18 protein-coding genes and 1 riboswitch are annotated in these 17,982 nt (G+C 61.6%); of the genes, 8 read left to right on the top strand and 10 right to left on the bottom strand.

The features are described 5' to 3' along the window. Positions 1-25: 25 nt before the first annotated feature. Positions 26-772, bottom strand: coding sequence for an SDR family NAD(P)-dependent oxidoreductase (locus M2416_RS10455; RefSeq protein WP_076947153.1), 747 nt, complete (start codon positions 770-772; stop codon positions 26-28). A gap of 66 nt (positions 773-838) precedes the next feature. Continuing rightward, positions 839-1,405: a TetR/AcrR family transcriptional regulator gene (locus tag M2416_RS10450; RefSeq protein ID WP_076947152.1), complete on the bottom strand. Its 567-nt coding sequence runs from the start codon at positions 1,403-1,405 to the stop codon at positions 839-841. 191 nt (positions 1,406-1,596) lie between these two features. Between M2416_RS10450 and M2416_RS10445 the strand changes: the two genes are divergently transcribed. Continuing rightward, the gene (locus M2416_RS10445; protein WP_259223739.1) at positions 1,597-2,337 is read left to right on the top strand and encodes a glutamine amidotransferase; all 741 of its coding nucleotides are present in this window, start codon (positions 1,597-1,599) and stop codon (positions 2,335-2,337) included. Here M2416_RS10445 and M2416_RS10440 read toward each other — a convergent pair. Then, the gene (locus tag M2416_RS10440; RefSeq protein WP_076947150.1) at positions 2,334-2,888 is read right to left on the bottom strand and encodes a TetR/AcrR family transcriptional regulator; all 555 of its coding nucleotides are present in this window, start codon (positions 2,886-2,888) and stop codon (positions 2,334-2,336) included. The genes M2416_RS10445 and M2416_RS10440 overlap by 4 nt on opposite strands. 118 nt (positions 2,889-3,006) lie before the next feature. Between M2416_RS10440 and M2416_RS10435 the strand changes: the two genes are divergently transcribed. The 5 genes from M2416_RS10435 to M2416_RS10415 all read left to right on the top strand — a co-directional run bounded on the left by M2416_RS10435 (position 3,007) and on the right by M2416_RS10415 (position 8,413). Then, on the top strand, positions 3,007-3,795 hold the full coding sequence (locus M2416_RS10435; RefSeq protein ID WP_041145469.1) for an SDR family NAD(P)-dependent oxidoreductase: 789 nt from the start codon (positions 3,007-3,009) through the stop codon (positions 3,793-3,795). Between the two features lie 169 nt (positions 3,796-3,964). Further along, a complete protein-coding gene (locus M2416_RS10430) occupies positions 3,965-4,957 on the top strand; it encodes an alpha/beta fold hydrolase (RefSeq protein ID WP_076947148.1) in 993 nt (330 codons plus the stop codon). 84 nt (positions 4,958-5,041) lie between these two features. Further along, positions 5,042-5,779, top strand: a complete 738-nt coding sequence (locus M2416_RS10425; RefSeq protein WP_041145471.1) for a response regulator — start codon at positions 5,042-5,044, stop codon at positions 5,777-5,779. Next, complete coding sequence (locus tag M2416_RS10420; RefSeq protein ID WP_259223732.1) at positions 5,776-7,137, top strand: ATP-binding protein; 1,362 nt, start codon at positions 5,776-5,778, stop codon at positions 7,135-7,137. Before M2416_RS10425 ends, M2416_RS10420 begins: the two co-directional genes overlap by 4 nt. Positions 7,138-7,222: 85 nt before the next feature. Then, positions 7,223-8,413 (top strand): cytochrome c biogenesis protein/redoxin, encoded by a 1,191-nt coding sequence (locus M2416_RS10415; RefSeq protein ID WP_259223730.1) that lies wholly within the window; start codon positions 7,223-7,225, stop codon positions 8,411-8,413. Between the two features lie 46 nt (positions 8,414-8,459). Here M2416_RS10415 and M2416_RS10410 read toward each other — a convergent pair whose 3' ends face one another. Next, positions 8,460-9,347: a LysR substrate-binding domain-containing protein gene (locus M2416_RS10410; RefSeq protein WP_255313493.1), complete on the bottom strand. Its 888-nt coding sequence runs from the start codon at positions 9,345-9,347 to the stop codon at positions 8,460-8,462. A gap of 99 nt (positions 9,348-9,446) precedes the next feature. Between M2416_RS10410 and M2416_RS10405 the strand changes: the two genes are divergently transcribed. Beyond that, a complete protein-coding gene (locus M2416_RS10405; RefSeq protein WP_259223725.1) occupies positions 9,447-9,956 on the top strand; it encodes a DUF4865 family protein in 510 nt (169 codons plus the stop codon). A 110-nt stretch (positions 9,957-10,066) separates the two neighbouring features. Here the strand turns inward: M2416_RS10405 and M2416_RS10400 are convergent, their stop codons facing one another. The 6 genes from M2416_RS10400 to M2416_RS10375 all read right to left on the bottom strand — a co-directional run bounded on the left by M2416_RS10400 (position 10,067) and on the right by M2416_RS10375 (position 16,370). Further along, positions 10,067-11,548, bottom strand: coding sequence for a pyridoxal phosphate-dependent decarboxylase family protein (locus tag M2416_RS10400; RefSeq protein ID WP_175636977.1), 1,482 nt, complete (start codon positions 11,546-11,548; stop codon positions 10,067-10,069). A gap of 9 nt (positions 11,549-11,557) precedes the next feature. Then, positions 11,558-12,943: a diaminobutyrate--2-oxoglutarate transaminase gene (locus M2416_RS10395; protein ID WP_259223722.1), complete on the bottom strand. Its 1,386-nt coding sequence runs from the start codon at positions 12,941-12,943 to the stop codon at positions 11,558-11,560. A gap of 306 nt (positions 12,944-13,249) precedes the next feature. After that, positions 13,250-14,185: an ABC transporter substrate-binding protein gene (locus M2416_RS10390; protein WP_076947142.1), complete on the bottom strand. Its 936-nt coding sequence runs from the start codon at positions 14,183-14,185 to the stop codon at positions 13,250-13,252. Between the two features lie 27 nt (positions 14,186-14,212). Continuing rightward, a complete protein-coding gene (locus M2416_RS10385) occupies positions 14,213-14,953 on the bottom strand; it encodes an ABC transporter permease (RefSeq protein WP_041145478.1) in 741 nt (246 codons plus the stop codon). Beyond that, on the bottom strand, positions 14,950-15,678 hold the full coding sequence (locus tag M2416_RS10380; protein ID WP_076947141.1) for an ABC transporter ATP-binding protein: 729 nt from the start codon (positions 15,676-15,678) through the stop codon (positions 14,950-14,952). Before M2416_RS10380 ends, M2416_RS10385 begins: the two co-directional genes overlap by 4 nt. Then, complete coding sequence (locus tag M2416_RS10375) at positions 15,675-16,370, bottom strand: TenA family protein (protein WP_148249895.1); 696 nt, start codon at positions 16,368-16,370, stop codon at positions 15,675-15,677. Before M2416_RS10375 ends, M2416_RS10380 begins: the two co-directional genes overlap by 4 nt. A 65-nt stretch (positions 16,371-16,435) precedes the next feature. Then, positions 16,436-16,537: riboswitch (TPP riboswitch) on the bottom strand. Between the two features lie 302 nt (positions 16,538-16,839). Between M2416_RS10375 and M2416_RS10370 the strand changes: the two genes are divergently transcribed. After that, the gene (locus M2416_RS10370; protein WP_259223717.1) at positions 16,840-17,967 is read left to right on the top strand and encodes a BamA/TamA family outer membrane protein; all 1,128 of its coding nucleotides are present in this window, start codon (positions 16,840-16,842) and stop codon (positions 17,965-17,967) included. Positions 17,968-17,982: the final 15 nt, after the last annotated feature.

Here is a 17,982-nt window from a genome sequence, read left to right as displayed (position 1 = left end):
GCCGCTGCGGCGGTCGGGCGCGACTTCAGGCGGTAAAGCCGCCGTCAACTTTGAGTCCGGCGCCATTAACGTAGGAGGACCCGGGGCCGGCAAGCCAGCTGACCAGATTTGCCACTTCCTCCGGGGTGCCGAGCCGTTTTTGTGGGCTCGCGTCGCGCAGCCACTGGCCGATAGCGCCGGTACCCGGCGTCATATCGCTGATAATCGGCCCTGGCTGGACGTCATTCACCGTAATGCCGCGTTCGGCTAAATCCCACGCCAGCCCCCTGACCATGCGCGCCACCGCCGCTTTGGTCAAACCGTAGACCGTTGAGCCCGGCGCCCCGGCTTTTTCGCCGGCAATGCTGCCGGTGGTGATAATGCGCCCGCCGCGGCGCAGATGGGCAAGGGCGGCCTTCACTGCCACGAACGGGCCACGAACGTTGACAGCATACATGCGGTCAAAATCGCTCAGCGAAAAGTCGTCAATGGTGCCGGTTTTCAACATGCCGGCGTTGTACACCAGAATATCCAGCCCGCCGAGGATCGCCGCCGCGCGATTGACGGCTTCGGCGAGCGCGGCCGGGTCGGCGCTGTCGGCCTGCAGAGCCTGCACGTTGTTCCCCGCCCGCTGAAAATCCGCCAGCCGCTGCTCAACCTGCGCGGAAGGGGTAATCCACGTAAAGACGACCGCGGCGCCGTCGGCAGCCAGCTTCTCTACGATGGCGGCGCCAATACCGCGTGAACCGCCAATGACCAGCGCCGTTTTGCCGCTGAGTGCTGCTGTTTTCATCACTTACTCCTTTCTGGATTGATTAGTCCGGAATTGGGCCAAAAAAAGCTCCCTGCAGGGGAGCGGTTACAGCTTCCGCAGGGCGATATCGATGATTTGTCGCAGGCTTTCCGCGGGCGCGCCGGCGCGGGCGCTGACCTTCAGACCGTTCAACAGGGTGCCCAGATAGCGGGCTGCAGCATCCGGCGCAAGATGAGCGTCGATCTCACCGCTTTGTTGCCCCTGATGGATCCGCGCCTCCAGCGCAGCCAGCAAGCGGCGCGAGGCCAACTCACCCGTGGCCACGATGTCCGGGTCGCTGATGCCAAATTCGCAGATCGCGCTGACGCCAAGGCAGCCCTCTTCAGCCGGACGCCGGGCGAACGTCATCAGCGCATGGGCCAACGCCGCCTTTGCCGACGTCACCTGCGCCATGCTGCGGATAATGTTGCTCACGCTATCGTCGGTATAGCGTGAGAGCGCCCGCAGATAGAGCTGACGTTTGTCGCCAAAGGTGTCATAGAGGCTCTGACGGCTAATGCCCATCGCTTTGAGCAGGGTATCTGTAGAGGCTCCGCTGAATCCGCGATCGGCAAATACCTTAATCGCCTGCTCCAGCACCTCGTGTTCATCGAATGCTTTATTTCTCGCCATAGCCGCCACTGTAGTTCTTTCCGGACTGAACAGTCAAGAATGATGATTTGCCGTTTTGTGCGGCTCCGGTTGGGGTAGGCTATCCGCCACCTTTATTCCCGCACGGCGTGGCTCATAGATATTGGTTATTTGCCGAAACCGCCGCTTTTCTCCATAGTGAAGCGTCGGGTAAGCATTGAGGGAAAAAGGTAATGGCATTGAGAAACAAGCTGCTTATTGTGCAGACCGGCACGCCGCCGCAGGAGATTGTCGCCGATCACGGCGACCTGCCGCGATGGTTCGCCGACCTGCTGGCGCCGTGGCGGGAGCAGATCAGCGCGGTGCGCGTATTTGCCGGCGAGCCGCTTCCGGCGCCGGATAACGATACGCTGGCGGTGATCACCGGCTCCTGGGATATGGTGACGGATCGCCTGGCGTGGAGCGAGATGACCGCGGAGTGGATCCGCGCCGCGATGACCATCGAGATGCCGCTGTTTGGCGTCTGCTACGGTCATCAGCTGATGGCCCACGCGCTGGGCGGCGAGGTGGATTACCATCCGGCAGGGCGCGAAACCGGGAGCAAAACCATTTCGCTCTCGGCCGCTGGCCTTGACGATAGCCTGATTGCCGGGCATCCCGAGCCCTTCAGCGCCCACCTGACGCACCTGCAAACGGTGACCAAACTGCCGCCGGGCGCGACGGTGCTGGCCTCGTCCGAGCACGATCCGCATCAGATCGTTCGCTACGGCGCCCACGCGCTGTCGACCCAGTTCCACCCCGAAATCACCCCGGAGATTGCCCGCTCGCTGATTTACTACCGCCAGGCGGTGCTGCGCAGTGAGGGGATTGACCCGGACAGGCTGAGCGGTGCGGTTGAGGAGAGCCCGGTAGCCTCAGCGATTTTGACCCGCTTTGTCGCGCACTATCTGACCCCGGATCGCCGAACGGCTTAAGCCTGCGGCGCTTTCTCCTGCAGCCAGGCCGCCGTTTCGCGAAGTATTTCGTCCGAGAGCGCCGGATCGCTGGTCATTCGCGCCAGAATCACCGCTCCGACCATCGCCGACCAGCTGCCAACGGCCGCGCGGCGCCTCGCCGCGTCATCTTCCCCGTTAACGGTCCTGCTCAGATTGGCTATCTGCTGCTTCAGCCCGGCGGTCATTTCGCTCCGGGCCGGCTCTGACTGGCGGATAGTGTCGGCCGCCAGCGCCGCCAGCGGGCAGCCGCTGGCAAAATTGTCCCGATGCTCAGGGGAGAGGTAGCGTTCGATTTGTGGCGGGCTGCCGTTTTCAACGGCGCCGCTCGCCGCCTTCAGCTCCGCCAGGGTCACGGCGATCAGCTCATCCTTTGATTTGAAGTAGCCGTAAAATCCGCCGTGGGTAAGGCCCGCTGATTTCATGATATCGGTGACCGTGACCGCATCAAAACCCCGCTCGCGAAACAGACGACCGGCGGCGGCAAGGATTGTCTGCTTATTCTCTTCGACCTGTTTTCTGCTCACTCTCATGGCGTTATCCCGCGCTGAAAATTATTTATGATGACCATCATATAACATTATTTACAGCATACCCAGCCTGTGACATTATTCATGACGACAATCATGTATAAATCCAGGAGAGTACAGAATGAGCAGCAAATCAGCCGTACTGGTAACCGGCGCATCGACCGGGATTGGCGCAGTCTACGCCGAACGCTTTGCCCAACGCGGCCACGATCTGGTTCTCGTCGCGCGCAATACCGAACGCCTTACCGCGCTGGCCCAGCGTCTGCGCAGCGAGACCGGGGTGCAGGTGGACATTTTAACCGCCGATCTGACCAACAATGACGACGTTGCCGCCGTCGAGCAGCGTCTGCGGGAAGATACGCGCATCGGCGTGCTGATCAACAATGCCGGCACCTCGATTCCCGGCGACTTCCTCAGCCAAAGCAGCGAGGAGATCGCCCGACTGATCGCCCTCAACGTGACGGCGGTGACCCGGCTGGCTCATGCTATCGCGCCCCGACTGGCGGCCGCGGGCGAAGGGGCGATTGTCAACATTGCCTCGGTTGTCGGACTGGCTCCGGAAATGGGCCTCACCGTATATGGCGCAACCAAAGCCTTTGTGCTGTTTCTCTCTCAGGGGCTCAACGTCGAGCTGGCCGCCAGGGGCGTCTACGTCCAGGCAGTGCTGCCGGCGGCGACCCGCACCGAGATTTGGCAGCATAGCGGCAAAGACGTGGATGCTATTCCCGGCGTGATGGAGGTCGATAAACTGGTGGATGCGGCGCTGGCGGGTTTCGATCGCCGTGAATTTGTCACCATTCCGCCGCTGCACGATGAAGCGCAGTGGAACGCCCTCAACGCCGCGCGCCTGACGATGCTGCCCGGCTTTGCGCAGTCGGAACCGGCGCCGCGCTACCTCTCCCGCGGCTAAAACGCCGTTACGGCCTTTTTCCTTCGCCTCTTGTCGCGACTTTTGTATCACCGTGTATCAGAGCCGTCCGGCGATACAGGGTGAGACAAAAGCGCCTTGTCTGACGTATAGAGCAGATACATCGCCGTGTTTTGCTGTGTACGTCATTCAACACACAAGAGGCATTCTGATGAACACCACACCTTTCACCCGTCACTGTGCGGCGCTGGCGCTGGCCGCCTCAGCGCTGGTCTCCGCAAGCGTTTGTGCTGCAGAAGATAGCGGCGGCTTTGACACCCTACGGCAAATCAACGCCGGCGATCTGAACATTGGCTATGTCGATATCGGGCCGCGCGATGGTCAGGCGGTTATCCTCCTGCACGGCTGGCCGTACGATATTCAAAGCTATGCCCGTGTCGCACCGGCGCTGGCGCAAAAAGGATTTCGGGTGATTGTGCCGTATCTGCGCGGCTACGGCACCACGCGCTTTCTCTCGCCGGAGACGCCGCGTAACGGCCAGCCTTCCGCCATGGCGGCCGACATCGTGCATCTGATGGACGCGTTAAAAATCAAACAGGCCGACCTCGCCGGGTTTGACTGGGGCGCGCGCACGGCGGATATCGTTGCCGCGCTGTGGCCGGAGCGGGTGAAGTCGCTGGTTTCGGTGAGCGGGTATCTGATTAGTAGCCAGCAGATTGGCGCAAAACCGCTGCCGCCGCAGGCGGAGCTGTCGTGGTGGTATCAGTTCTACTTCGCCACCGAGCGCGGCCAGCAGGGCTACCGTCAGAACACCCATGACTTCGCAAAGCTGATCTGGCGCCAGGCTTCTCCCGGCTGGAAGTTTAGCGACAGCGCGTTTGAGAAAAGCGCCCGGGCGCTGGATAACCCGGATCACGTTGCCGTGACTATCAGCAACTATCGTTGGCGGCTGGGTATTGAGAAGGGCGAGCAGAAGTACGCCGCCTATGAGCAAAAGCTGGCGCAGCTGCCCGCCATCAGCGTCCCGACCATCACTATCGAAGGTGACAATAACGGCGCGCCGCATCCGGCGGCAGCAAGCTACCGGGCAAAATTTAGCGGCAGGTATCAGCACCGCGATTTTACCGGCAATATCGGCCACAATCCGCCGCAGGAGGATCCGACTCATTTCGTGCAGGCGGTCATTGACGCCGATCGCCTGTAGGCCGGGCGCCGGAAAGTGTGGTTTGCGCTTCCGGCGCCAGCGCATATTATTTTTGAGTTGAATCCATTCTTAGCGGAGCCTGCAGTGGAACATATTGACCATATTTTGGTTGTCGATGACGATCGCGACATTCGCGAGCTGGTTACCACCTATCTGAATAAATCGGGATATCGGGCGACCGGGGCGGCCAACGGCAAGGCGATGTGGGCGGTCCTGCAGGCCCAACATGTGGATCTGATCGTGCTGGATATTATGCTGCCCGGCGACGACGGACTGGTTCTCTGCCGCCAGCTCCGCGGCGGGCGGCAGGATATTCCGGTGCTGATGCTGACCGCCCGCACCGACGACAGCGACCGGATACTCGGCCTCGAGATGGGGGCTGACGACTATCTGGTGAAGCCTTTTGTCGCCCGCGAGCTGCTGGCGCGCATTAAGGCCATTTTACGCCGCACGCGGGCGCTGCCGCCTAATCTGCAAATTACCGAGGCCGGTCGGCTTATCGCTTTCGGCAGCTGGCTGCTGGACACCTCCGCGCGCCATCTGCTGGACGACAGCGGTACCCTCGTTGCGCTGAGCGGTGCGGAATACCGCCTGCTGCGGGTATTTCTCGACCATCCGCAGCGGGTGCTGAACCGCGACCAGCTGCTGAATCTGACCCAGGGCCGCGATGCGGAGCTGTTTGAGCGCTCCATCGACTTGCTGGTCAGCCGCCTGCGCCAGCGGCTGCGTGAAGACGCGCGCGAGCCGGCCTATATCAAAACCGTGCGCAGCGAAGGCTACGTGCTCTCCGTGCCGGTCTCTATCCGCGAGGCGCGCGAGTGAAGCTCTGGCCCGGCTCGCTGCAGTCCCGCCTGATGCTGATGATTTTCTTTGCCTTACTGCTGGCTAACGCGCTCACCTTTTCGCTGCTGTTCTATGAACGAATGAGCAGCGCCCGCAGCGTGATGCTGGGCAACCTGCAGTACGATGTCGCCACCAGCGTGGCGATTCTTGACCGACTGCCGGCCGCCGAGCGCCCGAAATGGCTGGCCCGGCTGGCGCGCGGCAACTACCGCTACCGGCTGGCGGCAGGCGAAAGCGGGGCCTGGCCTACCAGCTGGCGCTCCCGCGACGCGGTGCGCTCGCTGCAGGAGACCCTGGGCGGCCGCTATCCGCTGAGCATCATCGCCGTACCCGGTCCGCGAGAGCATATTCAGGCCCACATCACTCTCCACGACGGCGCGCCGCTGAGCATCGACCTCTGGCCGCGCCTGCCGGTGATTGCCCGCTGGCTGCCGGCGGTGCTGCTTATCCAGTTTTTGCTGCTGCTGTTTTGCGCCTGGTACGCGGTTCGCCAGGTGGTGCGCCCGATGACCCGCTTTACCCGCGCCATTGACGCCCTTGAGCCGACGGCAAACGTCCCCGGAACCCTGGAGGAGAAGGGGCCCGTGGAGGTGCAGCATGCCGCCCGCGCCTTTAACGCCATGCAGACGCGGATCCGCGATCATCTCGAGGAGCGGGCGCGGATCCTCGCGGCGATTTCGCACGACCTGCAAACGCCTATTACGCGGATGAAGCTGCGGGTTGAAATGGCGGATGTGCCGGAGCTGCGCGACAAGCTGCTGCAGGACCTTGATAACATGACCCGCCTGGTCAGGGAGGGGATCGCCTTTGCCCGTTCGGCTCAGCCGCTGGAGGAGAAGCGCCAGCGGCTGAGCCTGAATGCGTTCCTCGACAGCATTGCCTGCGATTATGCCGACGTCGGCCGTCCGGTCACTTTTAAGCCCACCGCGAGCGCCGATACGCTGCTGATCCAGCCCCAGGCGCTGCGACGCATCATGACTAACCTTATCGATAACGGACTTAAGTTCGGCGATAGCGTAGAGATTACCCTTGAATTTCGGGAAAGCGGCGACGCTTGCATTCAGGTGCGGGACGACGGGCCCGGGATCCCGGAGGAGGCGCTGGAGGCGGTGCTGCAGCCGTTCTATCGCCTGGAGAACTCCCGCAACCGCGATAGCGGTGGAACCGGCTTAGGGCTGGCGATCGCCGCTCAGCTGGCGGCGCAGATGCAGGGGAAGTTGCAGTTACGCAACGGCGAGCGGGGCGGGCTTATGGCTTCCCTTATTCTCGATGCCGGGGCTTTGTATGCCTGTGTATCTGACGCCGCCGCCGACAATCTGGCTGACAAAACCCCCTAGTTCCCGACACGTTGCCCATACATTCGCCTGTTGTAATGCGTTTGCTGCCGCCGTTGGCCGCTATCGCACGACAAGGAGAATGATGATGTCCGTCCTGATTGCTTTTATTGCCGGCATGCTGACGCTGCTGAGCCCCTGTACCTTACCGGTTATCCCGCTGATTTTCGCAAACGTTCGCGGCAGGCCCGGCCATCTGGCGCTGATGCTTTGCGGGATGGTGCTGATGTTTACCGGCGTGTCGCTGCTGGTCACGGTGGCGAATGAGCAGGTGGTGAGCCTGACCATCGCCGGGCGCTGGCTGGCGCTAGTATTCCTCGCCGCGGTGGGCCTGAGCCTGCTGTCGACGCGCGTCGCGCAGCGCCTGACGTCGCCGCTGGTGGCGCTGGGGAACCGCCTCAACGGCCACAGCTACCGCCGTAGCGCAGGCGCCGCGCCGCTGTTCGCCGGTCTCGCCATCGGCCTGCTGTGGGCGCCCTGCGCCGGGCCGGTACTCGGGGCGATCCTCAGCCTCGCCGTTCTGAGCGCCAGCCCGGCAACGACCGGCCTGCTGCTGGCCGCCTACGGCAGCGGCTGCGCGCTGATGATGGCGCTGCTGTGGCTGTTTGGCTCACGCCTGGCTACCCGCCTGCGCAGCGGGCTGGCCTTAACCCAGCGCCTGCGCCAGCTTGCCGGTGCCGGCATTCTGGCCTCGGTGGCGCTGATCGCCAGCGGCGCGGATAGCTATCTGCAGGGCGCCAGCAGCCTGACCAATCGCCTTGAACAGCGGCTGAGCGCCGCGCTGCCGCAGCCGCCGCAAAAAACCGTTCTGCGGCCGATCGTCGCCGCGCAGCCAACCAGCGCAATGCCCTCCCTGGCCGGGGGAACGGCGTGGATTAACTCCCGGCCGCTGAACGGGGAAGCGCTGAAGGGGAAGGTGGTACTCATCGATTTCTGGACCCGGGATTGCATTAACTGCCAGCATACCCTGCCGTACGTGCGCGACTGGGCGAACAGGTATCGCGGGCAGGGGCTGGTGACGATCGGCGTGCATACCCCGGAATATCCGTGGGAGCGCTCGCTTCCGGCGCTGCGGGAGGCGGTGGCGAAATGGCGGCTGCCGTATCCGGTGGTGGCGGATAATAACTACGCCATCTGGAACGCCTTCGGCAACCGCTACTGGCCCGCGCACTACATCTTTGATACCCGCGGCCAGCTGCGCTACACCGCCTTTGGTGAAGGGGATTACGCCCGCCAGGAGCAGGTGATCCAGCAGCTGTTGCGCGAGGCGAGAACCTGAATTAAACCGCAAACAACACGCCAGTGGTCATGAGCATGTGACGTTGTCACCTGTTCGTCAACCCGCTCAGCGCCTCCGCCATCAGCTGTCCGAGCATCGTGCAGGCGGGGGCGTTGCGCGCCTGCAGCGGGTTCTCTTCGAGGCCGATGGCGAGGCTGCCGGGCGATGGCAGCAGCCCGCCGGCGGAACGCAGGTTCTGCGGCATGCCGATTTTGGTTCTCACCGTCAGCCCTAATCCGGCCTGCACCGCCGCCCAGACCCCGCTGAGGCTATGGCTTACAAACATCACCTGCCACGCAATGGCCGCCGCATCGAGCGCCGCGATGGCCCTGGAGCGCATCAGGCACGGGCTTTCAAACATCACCAGCGGCAGCGGTTCGCCGGCGGCCAGCAGGGCGGCGACGTCGAGGTCCGGATGATAAATCCACTCCAGCGGGCACTGGCCTAAGGTGTGCCCGGCGTTGTCGGTTTGCCATAGCAGCGCCATATCCAGCGCGCGCTCCGCCAGCGCCTGACGCAGGGGAAGGTTGCGGTCCACCCTGGCGACGATCCGCAGCTGCGGGTGGTGGCGCTTAAACTGGCCGAGGATCCCCGGCATCAGGGATTCGCCAAAATCCTCCTGCATCCCGATGCGGATTTCGCCGCTCAGCCGTTCGCCTTTGAGGGCGCGCAGGGCCTCATCGTTGAGCTCCAGCATGCGCCGGGCATAGCCCATCAGCTTTTCGCCCTCGGCGGTGAGCGCCAGGTGGCGGCCCTGTTTCACCACCAACCCGGCGTCGCATTGCATCTCCAGCTTCTTAAGCTGAGCGCTGACCGCCGAGGTGGAGCGCGACAGGCGCAGCGCCGCCTGGGCAAAGCTGCCGCATTCGATCCCGGTCACAAAGGTGCGTAGCGCATCGAGATCCAGCGCCGGCGTGAGCTTTTCCATAATCATCCTCTTATTCAGGACGATGGCTCCTGAATTATTCGATTTTCAGGAAGGTACTGTGGCACCACACTGGCCCCAACGTCAATATTACCTTCCGGAGCTACCATGATCGTTATGCAATACCGTTTTACGCTGCCCGCCGACTACGACATGTCGATTATTGAGCGCCGCATTGCCGACGGCGGCGCAAAGCTGGACGGCTTTCCCGGCCTGGTATTTAAAATCTATCTCTACTCCCGCCGCGATGACCGTGCGATGCCCGCGGCGGAGAACCGCTACGCGCCGCTGTACGTCTGGCAAAACGCCGGGGCGATGGCGCGCTTTCTGCAGAGTCCCGGTTTTGCCCGCCTGTGCGAGGACTTTGGCTGGCCGCACATTGAAACCTGGCTGGCGCTGCGGGTCCCGGAGGTTGCGGATGTGATGGATAAGACGTGGCTGAGCGTTAAAAAACGCGCCATTGCGCCGTTCAGCGATCTGGCAAACCTCGACCTGCAGGGGCCGCTCTGCGCGTGGGACGTGAGCCGCTGGCGGCTGATGGAGGTGAGCGTTGGCGATGCGCCGTCGGCTGCGGGAGAGAGCTATCGCATCGGCTACGTAGCGCGAGGAGAGGCGTAAAAAAAGCCGATAAGGTGAGTTATCGGCTTTCTTGAGGCTAACGTCCCGGGCGGGGCGGCAAGGGGCGGAACTCCGGATCGGGCGCAGGCGCCGTAATCCGGGCGTTCAGCTTACTTTGCCAGCACTTCCTGGGCGGTGCGTTCAACCAGGTTCAGCAGCACCTTCACGTCATCAAGGGTGACGATTGGGTTCAGCAGCGTCAGCTTCAGGCAGGTGACGCCGTTGTGCTCGGTGACGCCGACGTTGGCGCGACCGGAGTCCAGCAGCGCGTCGCCGATGCGCTGGTTGAGCAGGGCGATGGCGGCATCGTCGCTGCCCGCGGTCTGCTGCGGGCGAGAACGGAACAGCACGCTTGCCAGCTGCGGTTCCATAACCAGCTCCAGCGTCGGCTGGCTGGCAACGTATTCAGCGACGTTTTTCGCCATCGTCACGCCGTGATCGATAATTGCCGCGTACTGCTTCTGCCCCAGCGCTTCCAGCGCCATCCACAGCTTCAAGGCGTCGAAGCGGCGGGTGGTCTGCAGCGATTTGGACACCAGGTTCGGTACGCCGTTTTCTTCATCGAACTCGGAGTTCAGGTAGGCCGCCTGATAGCGCATCAGCTCGTAGTGGCGCGCGTCTTTTAGCAGGAACGCGCCGCAGCTGATGGTCTGGAAGAACTGCTTGTGGAAGTCCAGGGTGATGGAGTCCACGCACTCAATGCCGTCCAGATAATCGCGGTAGTGCTCGGAAAGCAGCAGCGCGCCGCCCCAGGCCGCGTCCACGTGCAGCCAGATCTGATGCTCCGCCGCAATGCCGGCAATCACGCGCAGCGGGTCGATAGCCCCCGCGTCGGTGGTGCCCGCGGTCGCCACGATCGCCATGATCTGCTCGCCGTTGGCCTGCGCTTCGGCAATTTTCGCCTTCAGGTCTTCGACGTCCATGCGGGCAAAGCGGTCGGTTTTGACCAGCGTGACCGAACGGTAGCCGAGGCCCATCAGCGCCATGTTCTTCTGCACCGAGAAGTGGGCGTTTTCAGAACAGAACACTTTGTACTTACGAATATCGCCCGGCAGACCATCCTGCTGAATCGAGTGGCCCTGGCGGGCGAAGAATGCATCGCGCGCCAGCATCAGGCCCATCAGGTTGCTCTGGGTGCCGCCGCTGGTAAATACGCCAGCGTCGCCTGCCCGGTAGCCCACCCGGGCGCGCAGCCACTCGATCAGCTTCATCTCAATGATGGTGGCCGACGGGCTTTGATCCCAGGAGTCCATGCTCTGGTTGGTGGCGTTAATCAGCACTTCCGCCGCCTGGCTTACCACCAGGCTTGGGCAGTGCAGATGCGCCACGCACTGCGGGTGATGCACCGACAGGCTGTCTTTCAGGAAGTACTCGATCGCACGTTCAATCGCCGCCTGGTTGCCCAGACCCTGTTCGGTAAACTCAAGGGTAATGCGCTCGCGCAGTTCGGCGACGCTTTTGCCTTGATACATCTCAGGCTGCTTGAGCCACTGGGCGACGGCCTGGCTGGTCTGAGCGATAACCTGTTGGTACGCCTCAATGCTCTGCGGCGAACCGGCAAGGATCGGATTCAATTGGGACATGGCGGTCACTTACTCCACTCAGACCGGTTTTACGCCGGCGGCCAGCAGGGCCAGTTCAAATTTGTCGAAGAAAATTTCCAGCTCCGCGTTGCTGATCAGCAGCGACGGCAGCAGGCGCAGGACGCAGCCGTTACGGCCGCCGCGCTCAAGGATCAGGCCCGCTTCGAAGCATTTTTTCTGCAGCAGAGCAGAGAGTGCGCCGTCCGCGGGGTAGCAGCCCATATGATCCTGAGCTTCGTTCGGCTTAACGATTTCGATGCCGATCATCAGACCCAGGCCGCGAACGTGGCCGATGACCGGGTAGCGTTTCTGCATGTCGGCCAGCTTGCCTTTCAGCCACTCGCCCTGTGCCGCGACTTTACCGGCGATGTCGTTCTCTTTCAGGTGACGCAGGGTGGTCAGGCCGGTTGCCATTGCCAGCTGGTTGCCGCGGAAGGTGCCGGTGTGGTGGCCAGGCTCCCAGGCGTCAAACTGCTTCTTGATACCGAGAACGGCCAGCGGCAGACCGCCGCCGACGGCTTTTGACATCACGATGATGTCCGGCTCAATGCCCGCGTGCTCGAAGGCAAACAGCTTGCCGGTACGCGCGAAGCCGGCCTGGACTTCATCGATAATCAGCAGAATGCCGTGTTCCTGAGTCACTTTACGGATGCGCTGCAGCCACTCGACCGGCGCCGGGTTCACGCCGCCTTCGCCCTGAACGGCTTCAAGGATCACCGCCGCCGGCTTGCGTACGCCGCTTTCAACGTCGTTGATCAGGTTTTCGAAGTAGTAGGTCAGCGCCTTCACGCCGGCTTCACCACCGATACCCAGCGGGCAGCGGTACTGATGCGGGTACGGCATAAACTGTACTTCCGGCATCATGCCGTTAACCGCTTCTTTCGGCGACAGGTTACCGGTCACCGACAGCGCGCCGTGGGTCATCCCGTGGTAGCCGCCGGAGAAGCTGATCACCGAAGAACGGCCGGTGTATTTTTTCGCCAGCTTCAGCGCCGCTTCAACGGCGTCAGCACCGGACGGGCCGGTGAACTGCAGGCAGTATTCTTTACCTTCGCCCGGTAATAAAGAGAGCAGGTATTCGGAGAAGCGATCTTTTAACGGAGTTGTCAGATCGAGAGTATGTAACGGCAAGCCGCTGGTAATGACACTTTGGATGCTCTGCAGCACGTCAGGATGGTTATGACCAAGCGCCAGGGTTCCAGCACCGGCAAGGCAGTCAAGGTACTGTTTGTTATCCGCATCGGTCAGCCATACGCCTTCCGCTTTGGTAATCGCGAGCGGCAGCTTGCGCGGGTAACTTCTGACGTTCGATTCGAATTCGGCCTGACGGGCCAAAAAGGTTTCGTTGTTTGCGTCCAATAAATCTGCACTTAAAGTATCAATACGGACTTTATCCGTCATCATATCACTCCCACAACCAGGGTTACGGTTGAACTCTGGTTGAATAATTGGTTTAAGAAAATGAATCGCCATTCATAAAGCGCGCACAATATATGGCTTTTTAAATCCGCATTCAATGTTTTATTTATTGCGCTATTTTTACGCTATTTTTACATTGTTAAATTTAATGTTAATTTATTGATTAATAGCGATTATTTTAACCTTCACAAAACCATAAAAAGTGTAATTATTAGTGTGGATTTATGCCTTGTTTTATTACCGCTTCGTTGATGCTGCCGGCGGAAATAGTTCCGCCGGCAGTAAGGTTACTCAATGCAGTTCGATAGCGTACTGCGATAAAGGTGTGATTTTTTTAACCAACTTGTTGTTAAATAAAAACTGTTCGTAGGCTTCGTAGCGCGGCTTGTCCAGCGCCGCGGGGTCGCTGGCGAACAGCGGGATCGTTTTGAGCCACGCCTGCTTGTTGAGCTCGGTATTGAGCTCAGGGTGAGCGGCGGCGAAGGCCTGCCACGTCTCCTGCGGGTGAGCGCGCAGCCAGGTCACGCCTTTTTGCAGCGCGACGAGGAATTTTTTGATCTTCTCCGCGTGCGCTTCATCGCGGTTGGCGACAATCACCAGCTCGTCGTAGGCCGGCACGCCGTAATCCTCGACGTTCATGACCTGCGGATCTTTGCCCTGCAGCTTCAGCTCCAGCGCTTCGATATTGCGATAGCCGCCGATAACCGCGTCAACCTGGCCGGCAAGCAGGGCGCTGGTCAGCTGGAAGTTAACGTTAATCAGCTTGATACTTTGCGGGTCGATATGCGCCGACTGCGCCATGGTTGCCAGCGTCGCCTGCTCGATGCCGCTCACCGAGTAGCCCACCTTTTTCCCCTTCAGGTCAGCAGGGGTTTTGATGTTCTTGTCCAGCGCAATAATGGTGTTGAGCGGCGAGTTAATCAGCGTCCCGACGCGCACCAGCGGTAGCCCCTCATCGGCGAAAAAATGCACCTGCGGCTGATAGGTGATGGCGAGGTCGGCCTGGCGAGCGGCCACCAGCCGCGGCGGCAGCGCCGGGTCGGATGGCGGAATGATTTTGACGTCGAGGCCCTGTTCCTTAAAGGCGCCAATCTGTTCCGCCACCATAATCGGCGCGTGATCCGGGTTGATATACCAGTCCAGCACCAGGGTTAGCTTCTCGTTCGCCGCGGCGTGTCCGCTGATAAGCGCGCTAAGGGCCATCCCGGCAAAAATACGTTTACTCATGGTATTCCTTATTATCCGTACAGGTCATTATTCCGGCGTCCAGTCGATCAGCCGGTGCAAGAAAGCGTCAACCGCCAGCCACAGCAGGACGGTCAGCAGCACTAAAATAAAGAGGGCCGCAAAGCAGATATCGGTCTGCAGCCGGGCGTTGGCGTTGAGCATGACGTAGCCGAGCCCTTCTGCAGAGCCCACCCATTCGCCGATGATGGCGCCAATCGGCGCGACGGCGGCGGCCATCCGCAGGCCGGATCCCAGCGCCGGTAGCGCGGCCATCAGCCGCACGTGGCGCAGCTGGGCGCCAAAGGAGGCGCCCATGGTGCGGGCCAGATCGAGATAGTCGTGATTGACCCGCCGCAGGCCGTCAAAGAACGCGGAGGTGACGGGGAAGAAGATCACCAGCACCGCCATCATCACCTTGGCGCTCATCCCGAAGCCAAACCACAGCACCAGCAGAGGGGCGAGCGCGAACACCGGGATGGCCTGGCTGGTCAGCACCAGCGGCATTAGCCAGCGCTGCAGCCGCGGCGAGATAATCATGCACAGCGCCAGCACCACGCCGAGCAGCACCCCGAGCAGCAGCCCGCTGACAATTTCGCTCAGCGTCACCAGGGTATGCCAGCCGAGATACGCCCGGTTGAGCCACAGGGCGCCGGCGACCGCCGAGGGAGAAGGCAGCAGAAAGGCGGGGATCCCGCTGCGGGTCACCAGCCACCAGACCAGCAGCAGGCCGCTAAACACCACCGCGCCGCGAAAGAGTTTGCCCCTCATCCGTCGGCCCTCATTAGCTGCTGCAGCAGCTCCGCCTGGCTGGTCAGCAGCGCGGGATCGTCCGCCGCGCGCGGCGGCAGGCCGCTCAGATGGTGCGAGTCGTCGATCCCGCCCGCAGACGGAGAAAGCACCAGCAGGCGGTGGCTCAGGCGGCAGGCTTCCATCGGATCGTGGGTAATCAGCACCACGGTACGCTCGGCCAGCAGTTCAGCCGCCAGGGTTTGAATACGCGTGCGGGTGATGGTGTCGAGGGCGGAGAAGGGCTCATCCATTAACACCACGGGGCGGTCTTCATACAGCGTGCGGGCCAGCGCCGCGCGCTGACGCATGCCGCCGGAGAGCGACGCCGGGCGATCGTCGGCGCACTGCTCCAGCCCCACCTGACGCAACAGGGTTGTCACGCGCGCGCGGTCGACGCGCTCCCCGCGCAGGCGCGCGCCGAGGGCTACGTTATCGCGCACGCTCAGCCACGGATAGAGCAGGTCCTTCTGGCCCATCCACGCCAGCCGTTTCGCGACGGGCTGCCCGTCGCTGGCGTACACCTGGCCTGAGGTGGGCGCCGCAAGGCCGGCGATGATGCGCAGCAGGCTGGTCTTTCCGGCACCGCTGGCGCCCAGCAGAGAGATCCACTGACCGGCGGGGATATCGAATGACAAATCGGCAAAAACAACCCGTGAGCCGAAGCGCAAACCCAGTTCCCGCACGTGGATCGCCGGGGGCGTCACGCCGACGCCTCCGTTACCGCGTTCAGCCCCATCTGCCAGAAGTTGGCCTCCAGCCGCGTGGCGGTGGTGAAGATGGCGCTGAGCTCAGCGAATCTCGACTCGCCGCCGCGCTGCTGCCAGAGGGTTTCCAGCAGGGCGATCGCCGCGTTGACGCCGTTGAGATAGCCTTCGTCGCCGTAGTTACGGATCCACGAGGCGTAGGGGTTGTCGTCCAGACGAGTCTGCGGACCGTGCAGCAGCCCGAGCCCGATTTCCGCGTAGCCGGCCACGCAGGGCATCAGCGCGGCCAGCAGATCCAGCGCGTCGCCGGAATGGCCGATATCCAGCACGTAGCGCGTGTAGTTGACCGTCTCAGCCGCTTCCGGCTCGGCGGCCATGGTGGCTTCATCCAGCCCCCAGTCGGCGCAGTAGCCGACGTGCAGCGGCAGCTCGTTGAGGATGGCGTTCATCGATGCCGCCGCGGCGCGCATCTCCGGCAGCGTGCGCAGCTTGCTGACCAGCAGGGCATAGCTGCGGGCAAAGTGGATCAAAAACAGATAGTCCTGAGTCAGGTAGCGGCGGAATGCGGGTTCGGGCAGGGTGGCGTCAGCCAGCTGGTGTAAAAAGGGATGCGCGACGTAGTGCTGCCAGTCGCGTCCCGCCTGCTGGCGCAGACGACCGTAGATGCCTTGGGTAAATGCGGGAAGAATCACAGGACCTCCTGAATAAGGGGAGATCCGGGCGTGCAGAAGTATGAACAGGCAATGGCGGAAAACTGGCAAAATTGCCGACCCGTCCCTTCGCTGGCATGACCCAGATCAGGTTCAAAGGGTTCGGCTTACGCCATCTCAGCCCTCACGGGACACCCCTCGGTAGGGCCATGTTATACGACATTCACTTTTTGATTACAATCCCGGCCGCGGCTCATTGCTTCGGGGGCGCTGGTGCAGTTTAAGTGACGGTGTCACGAGAAGTCTGGCTGAAAAGCGAACGGCGAGCAGGATCCGGGAAATTTTTATAGGTAATTAGTGTGATTTAGCACGCTTTTTTATCCAAAATTAAGGAAAAAATCGGCCGCCGGCAATTGGTACTTCCGCGGCGCGTACTCTATATTTGCATAAGCTGAAAGTCATTATTCTTCAGTGACCTGGGTATTAAAACCCCTTATCGCCTGGAGAGTGCATGAAGCCGTTCCCCCCCCAACTGCTGCTGGCGCTGATCGTGCCGCTTGCCGCGCCCGCCACGGCGGGGGACTTTTTCGATCCTGAAGATAGCATGCTGGATATGAGCCAGTATCTGCAGGACAACCCCTACGGATTTCTGCCGGTACCGCTGGTGATTACCGAACCTGCCGTGGGCTTTGGCGGGGGCCTATTCGGCCTGTTTTTGCACGGTAAAGGCACCCGCGAAGGCGAGAACTACATTCCGCCGCCGATGACGGCGTTTGGCGGCGGCGGGACGCAGAACGGCACCTGGTTTGTCGGCGGCGGCCACCGTCATAGCTGGAATCACGACCATATTCGCTACCTGGTGATGCTCGGCTATGCCGATATCAACCTCGATATTTACTCCGGCGATGTGGCGGGATTTAGCCAAAACCGCAGCATCAGTACGCGGACCAAAGGCTACGGCGGCTTGCAAAAGCTGCTGTTCCGCGTCGGCGACTCCCCGGTTTTTGTCGGCGCGTCGCAGGTCTACGCCAAAACCGATATCTCCACCGACAGCCCGCTGGTCAATCGGGTCTGGCAGCGGGTATTGGGCCAGCAGAGCACCTCGTCGGCGCTGGGCGTGGTGGCGGAATATGACACTACCAATAACTTTTTCTACCCTAAGAAGGGGTTATCGCTGCAGGGCGAGTATCGTTTTTACCGTTCCATGCTCGGGGGTGACTATCAGTACAACCAGTTTTCACTCAACGGTAAATACTTTATGCCGCTGAGCCGGACGCTAACCCTGGCCTTTGCGGGGGACTATCAGTCCCTCACGCACCATGACCGCCATCTCACCCCGATGGCGCGTCCCTATATTGCGCTACGCGGGATCGCCAGCTATCGCTATCAGGGCGACTATGTCAGCACGGTGCAAACTCAGCTCGCCTGGGAGTTTCAGCCGCGCTGGATCCTACAGGGGTTTGTCGGTATCGGTAGCGCCGCCGATGAAGCGCACGGATTGTGGGAACAAACGGAAACCGCGTGGGGGACGGGGTTTCGCTACCTGATAGCGCGGCAGTACGGCTTACATACGGGCATTGACGTCGCCTTCAGCGAGCACCAGCAGGCGGTCTATTTTAATGTGGGTTCCGGACTTTAAGGTCAGATGAAAAAA

The organism is Klebsiella sp. BIGb0132 (genome assembly GCF_024810075.1).
Lineage (GTDB): Bacteria > Pseudomonadota > Gammaproteobacteria > Enterobacterales > Enterobacteriaceae > Klebsiella > Klebsiella terrigena.
This window is presented reverse-complemented; position numbering and strand designations above follow the sequence as displayed.

Coding starts and splice junctions, on each gene's coding strand:
- M2416_RS10455 (WP_076947153.1), bottom strand. CDS start 772: ATGAAAACAGCAGCACTCAGCGGCAAAACGGCGCTGGTCATTGGCGGT.
- M2416_RS10450 (WP_076947152.1), bottom strand. CDS start 1,405: ATGGCGAGAAATAAAGCATTCGATGAACACGAGGTGCTGGAGCAGGCG.
- M2416_RS10445 (WP_259223739.1), top strand. CDS start 1,597: ATGGCATTGAGAAACAAGCTGCTTATTGTGCAGACCGGCACGCCGCCG.
- M2416_RS10440 (WP_076947150.1), bottom strand. CDS start 2,888: ATGAGAGTGAGCAGAAAACAGGTCGAAGAGAATAAGCAGACAATCCTT.
- M2416_RS10435 (WP_041145469.1), top strand. CDS start 3,007: ATGAGCAGCAAATCAGCCGTACTGGTAACCGGCGCATCGACCGGGATT.
- M2416_RS10430 (WP_076947148.1), top strand. CDS start 3,965: ATGAACACCACACCTTTCACCCGTCACTGTGCGGCGCTGGCGCTGGCC.
- M2416_RS10415 (WP_259223730.1), top strand. CDS start 7,223: ATGTCCGTCCTGATTGCTTTTATTGCCGGCATGCTGACGCTGCTGAGC.
- M2416_RS10410 (WP_255313493.1), bottom strand. CDS start 9,347: ATGATTATGGAAAAGCTCACGCCGGCGCTGGATCTCGATGCGCTACGC.
- M2416_RS10405 (WP_259223725.1), top strand. CDS start 9,447: ATGATCGTTATGCAATACCGTTTTACGCTGCCCGCCGACTACGACATG.
- M2416_RS10395 (WP_259223722.1), bottom strand. CDS start 12,943: ATGATGACGGATAAAGTCCGTATTGATACTTTAAGTGCAGATTTATTG.
- M2416_RS10390 (WP_076947142.1), bottom strand. CDS start 14,185: ATGAGTAAACGTATTTTTGCCGGGATGGCCCTTAGCGCGCTTATCAGC.
- M2416_RS10385 (WP_041145478.1), bottom strand. CDS start 14,953: ATGAGGGGCAAACTCTTTCGCGGCGCGGTGGTGTTTAGCGGCCTGCTG.
- M2416_RS10370 (WP_259223717.1), top strand. CDS start 16,840: ATGAAGCCGTTCCCCCCCCAACTGCTGCTGGCGCTGATCGTGCCGCTT.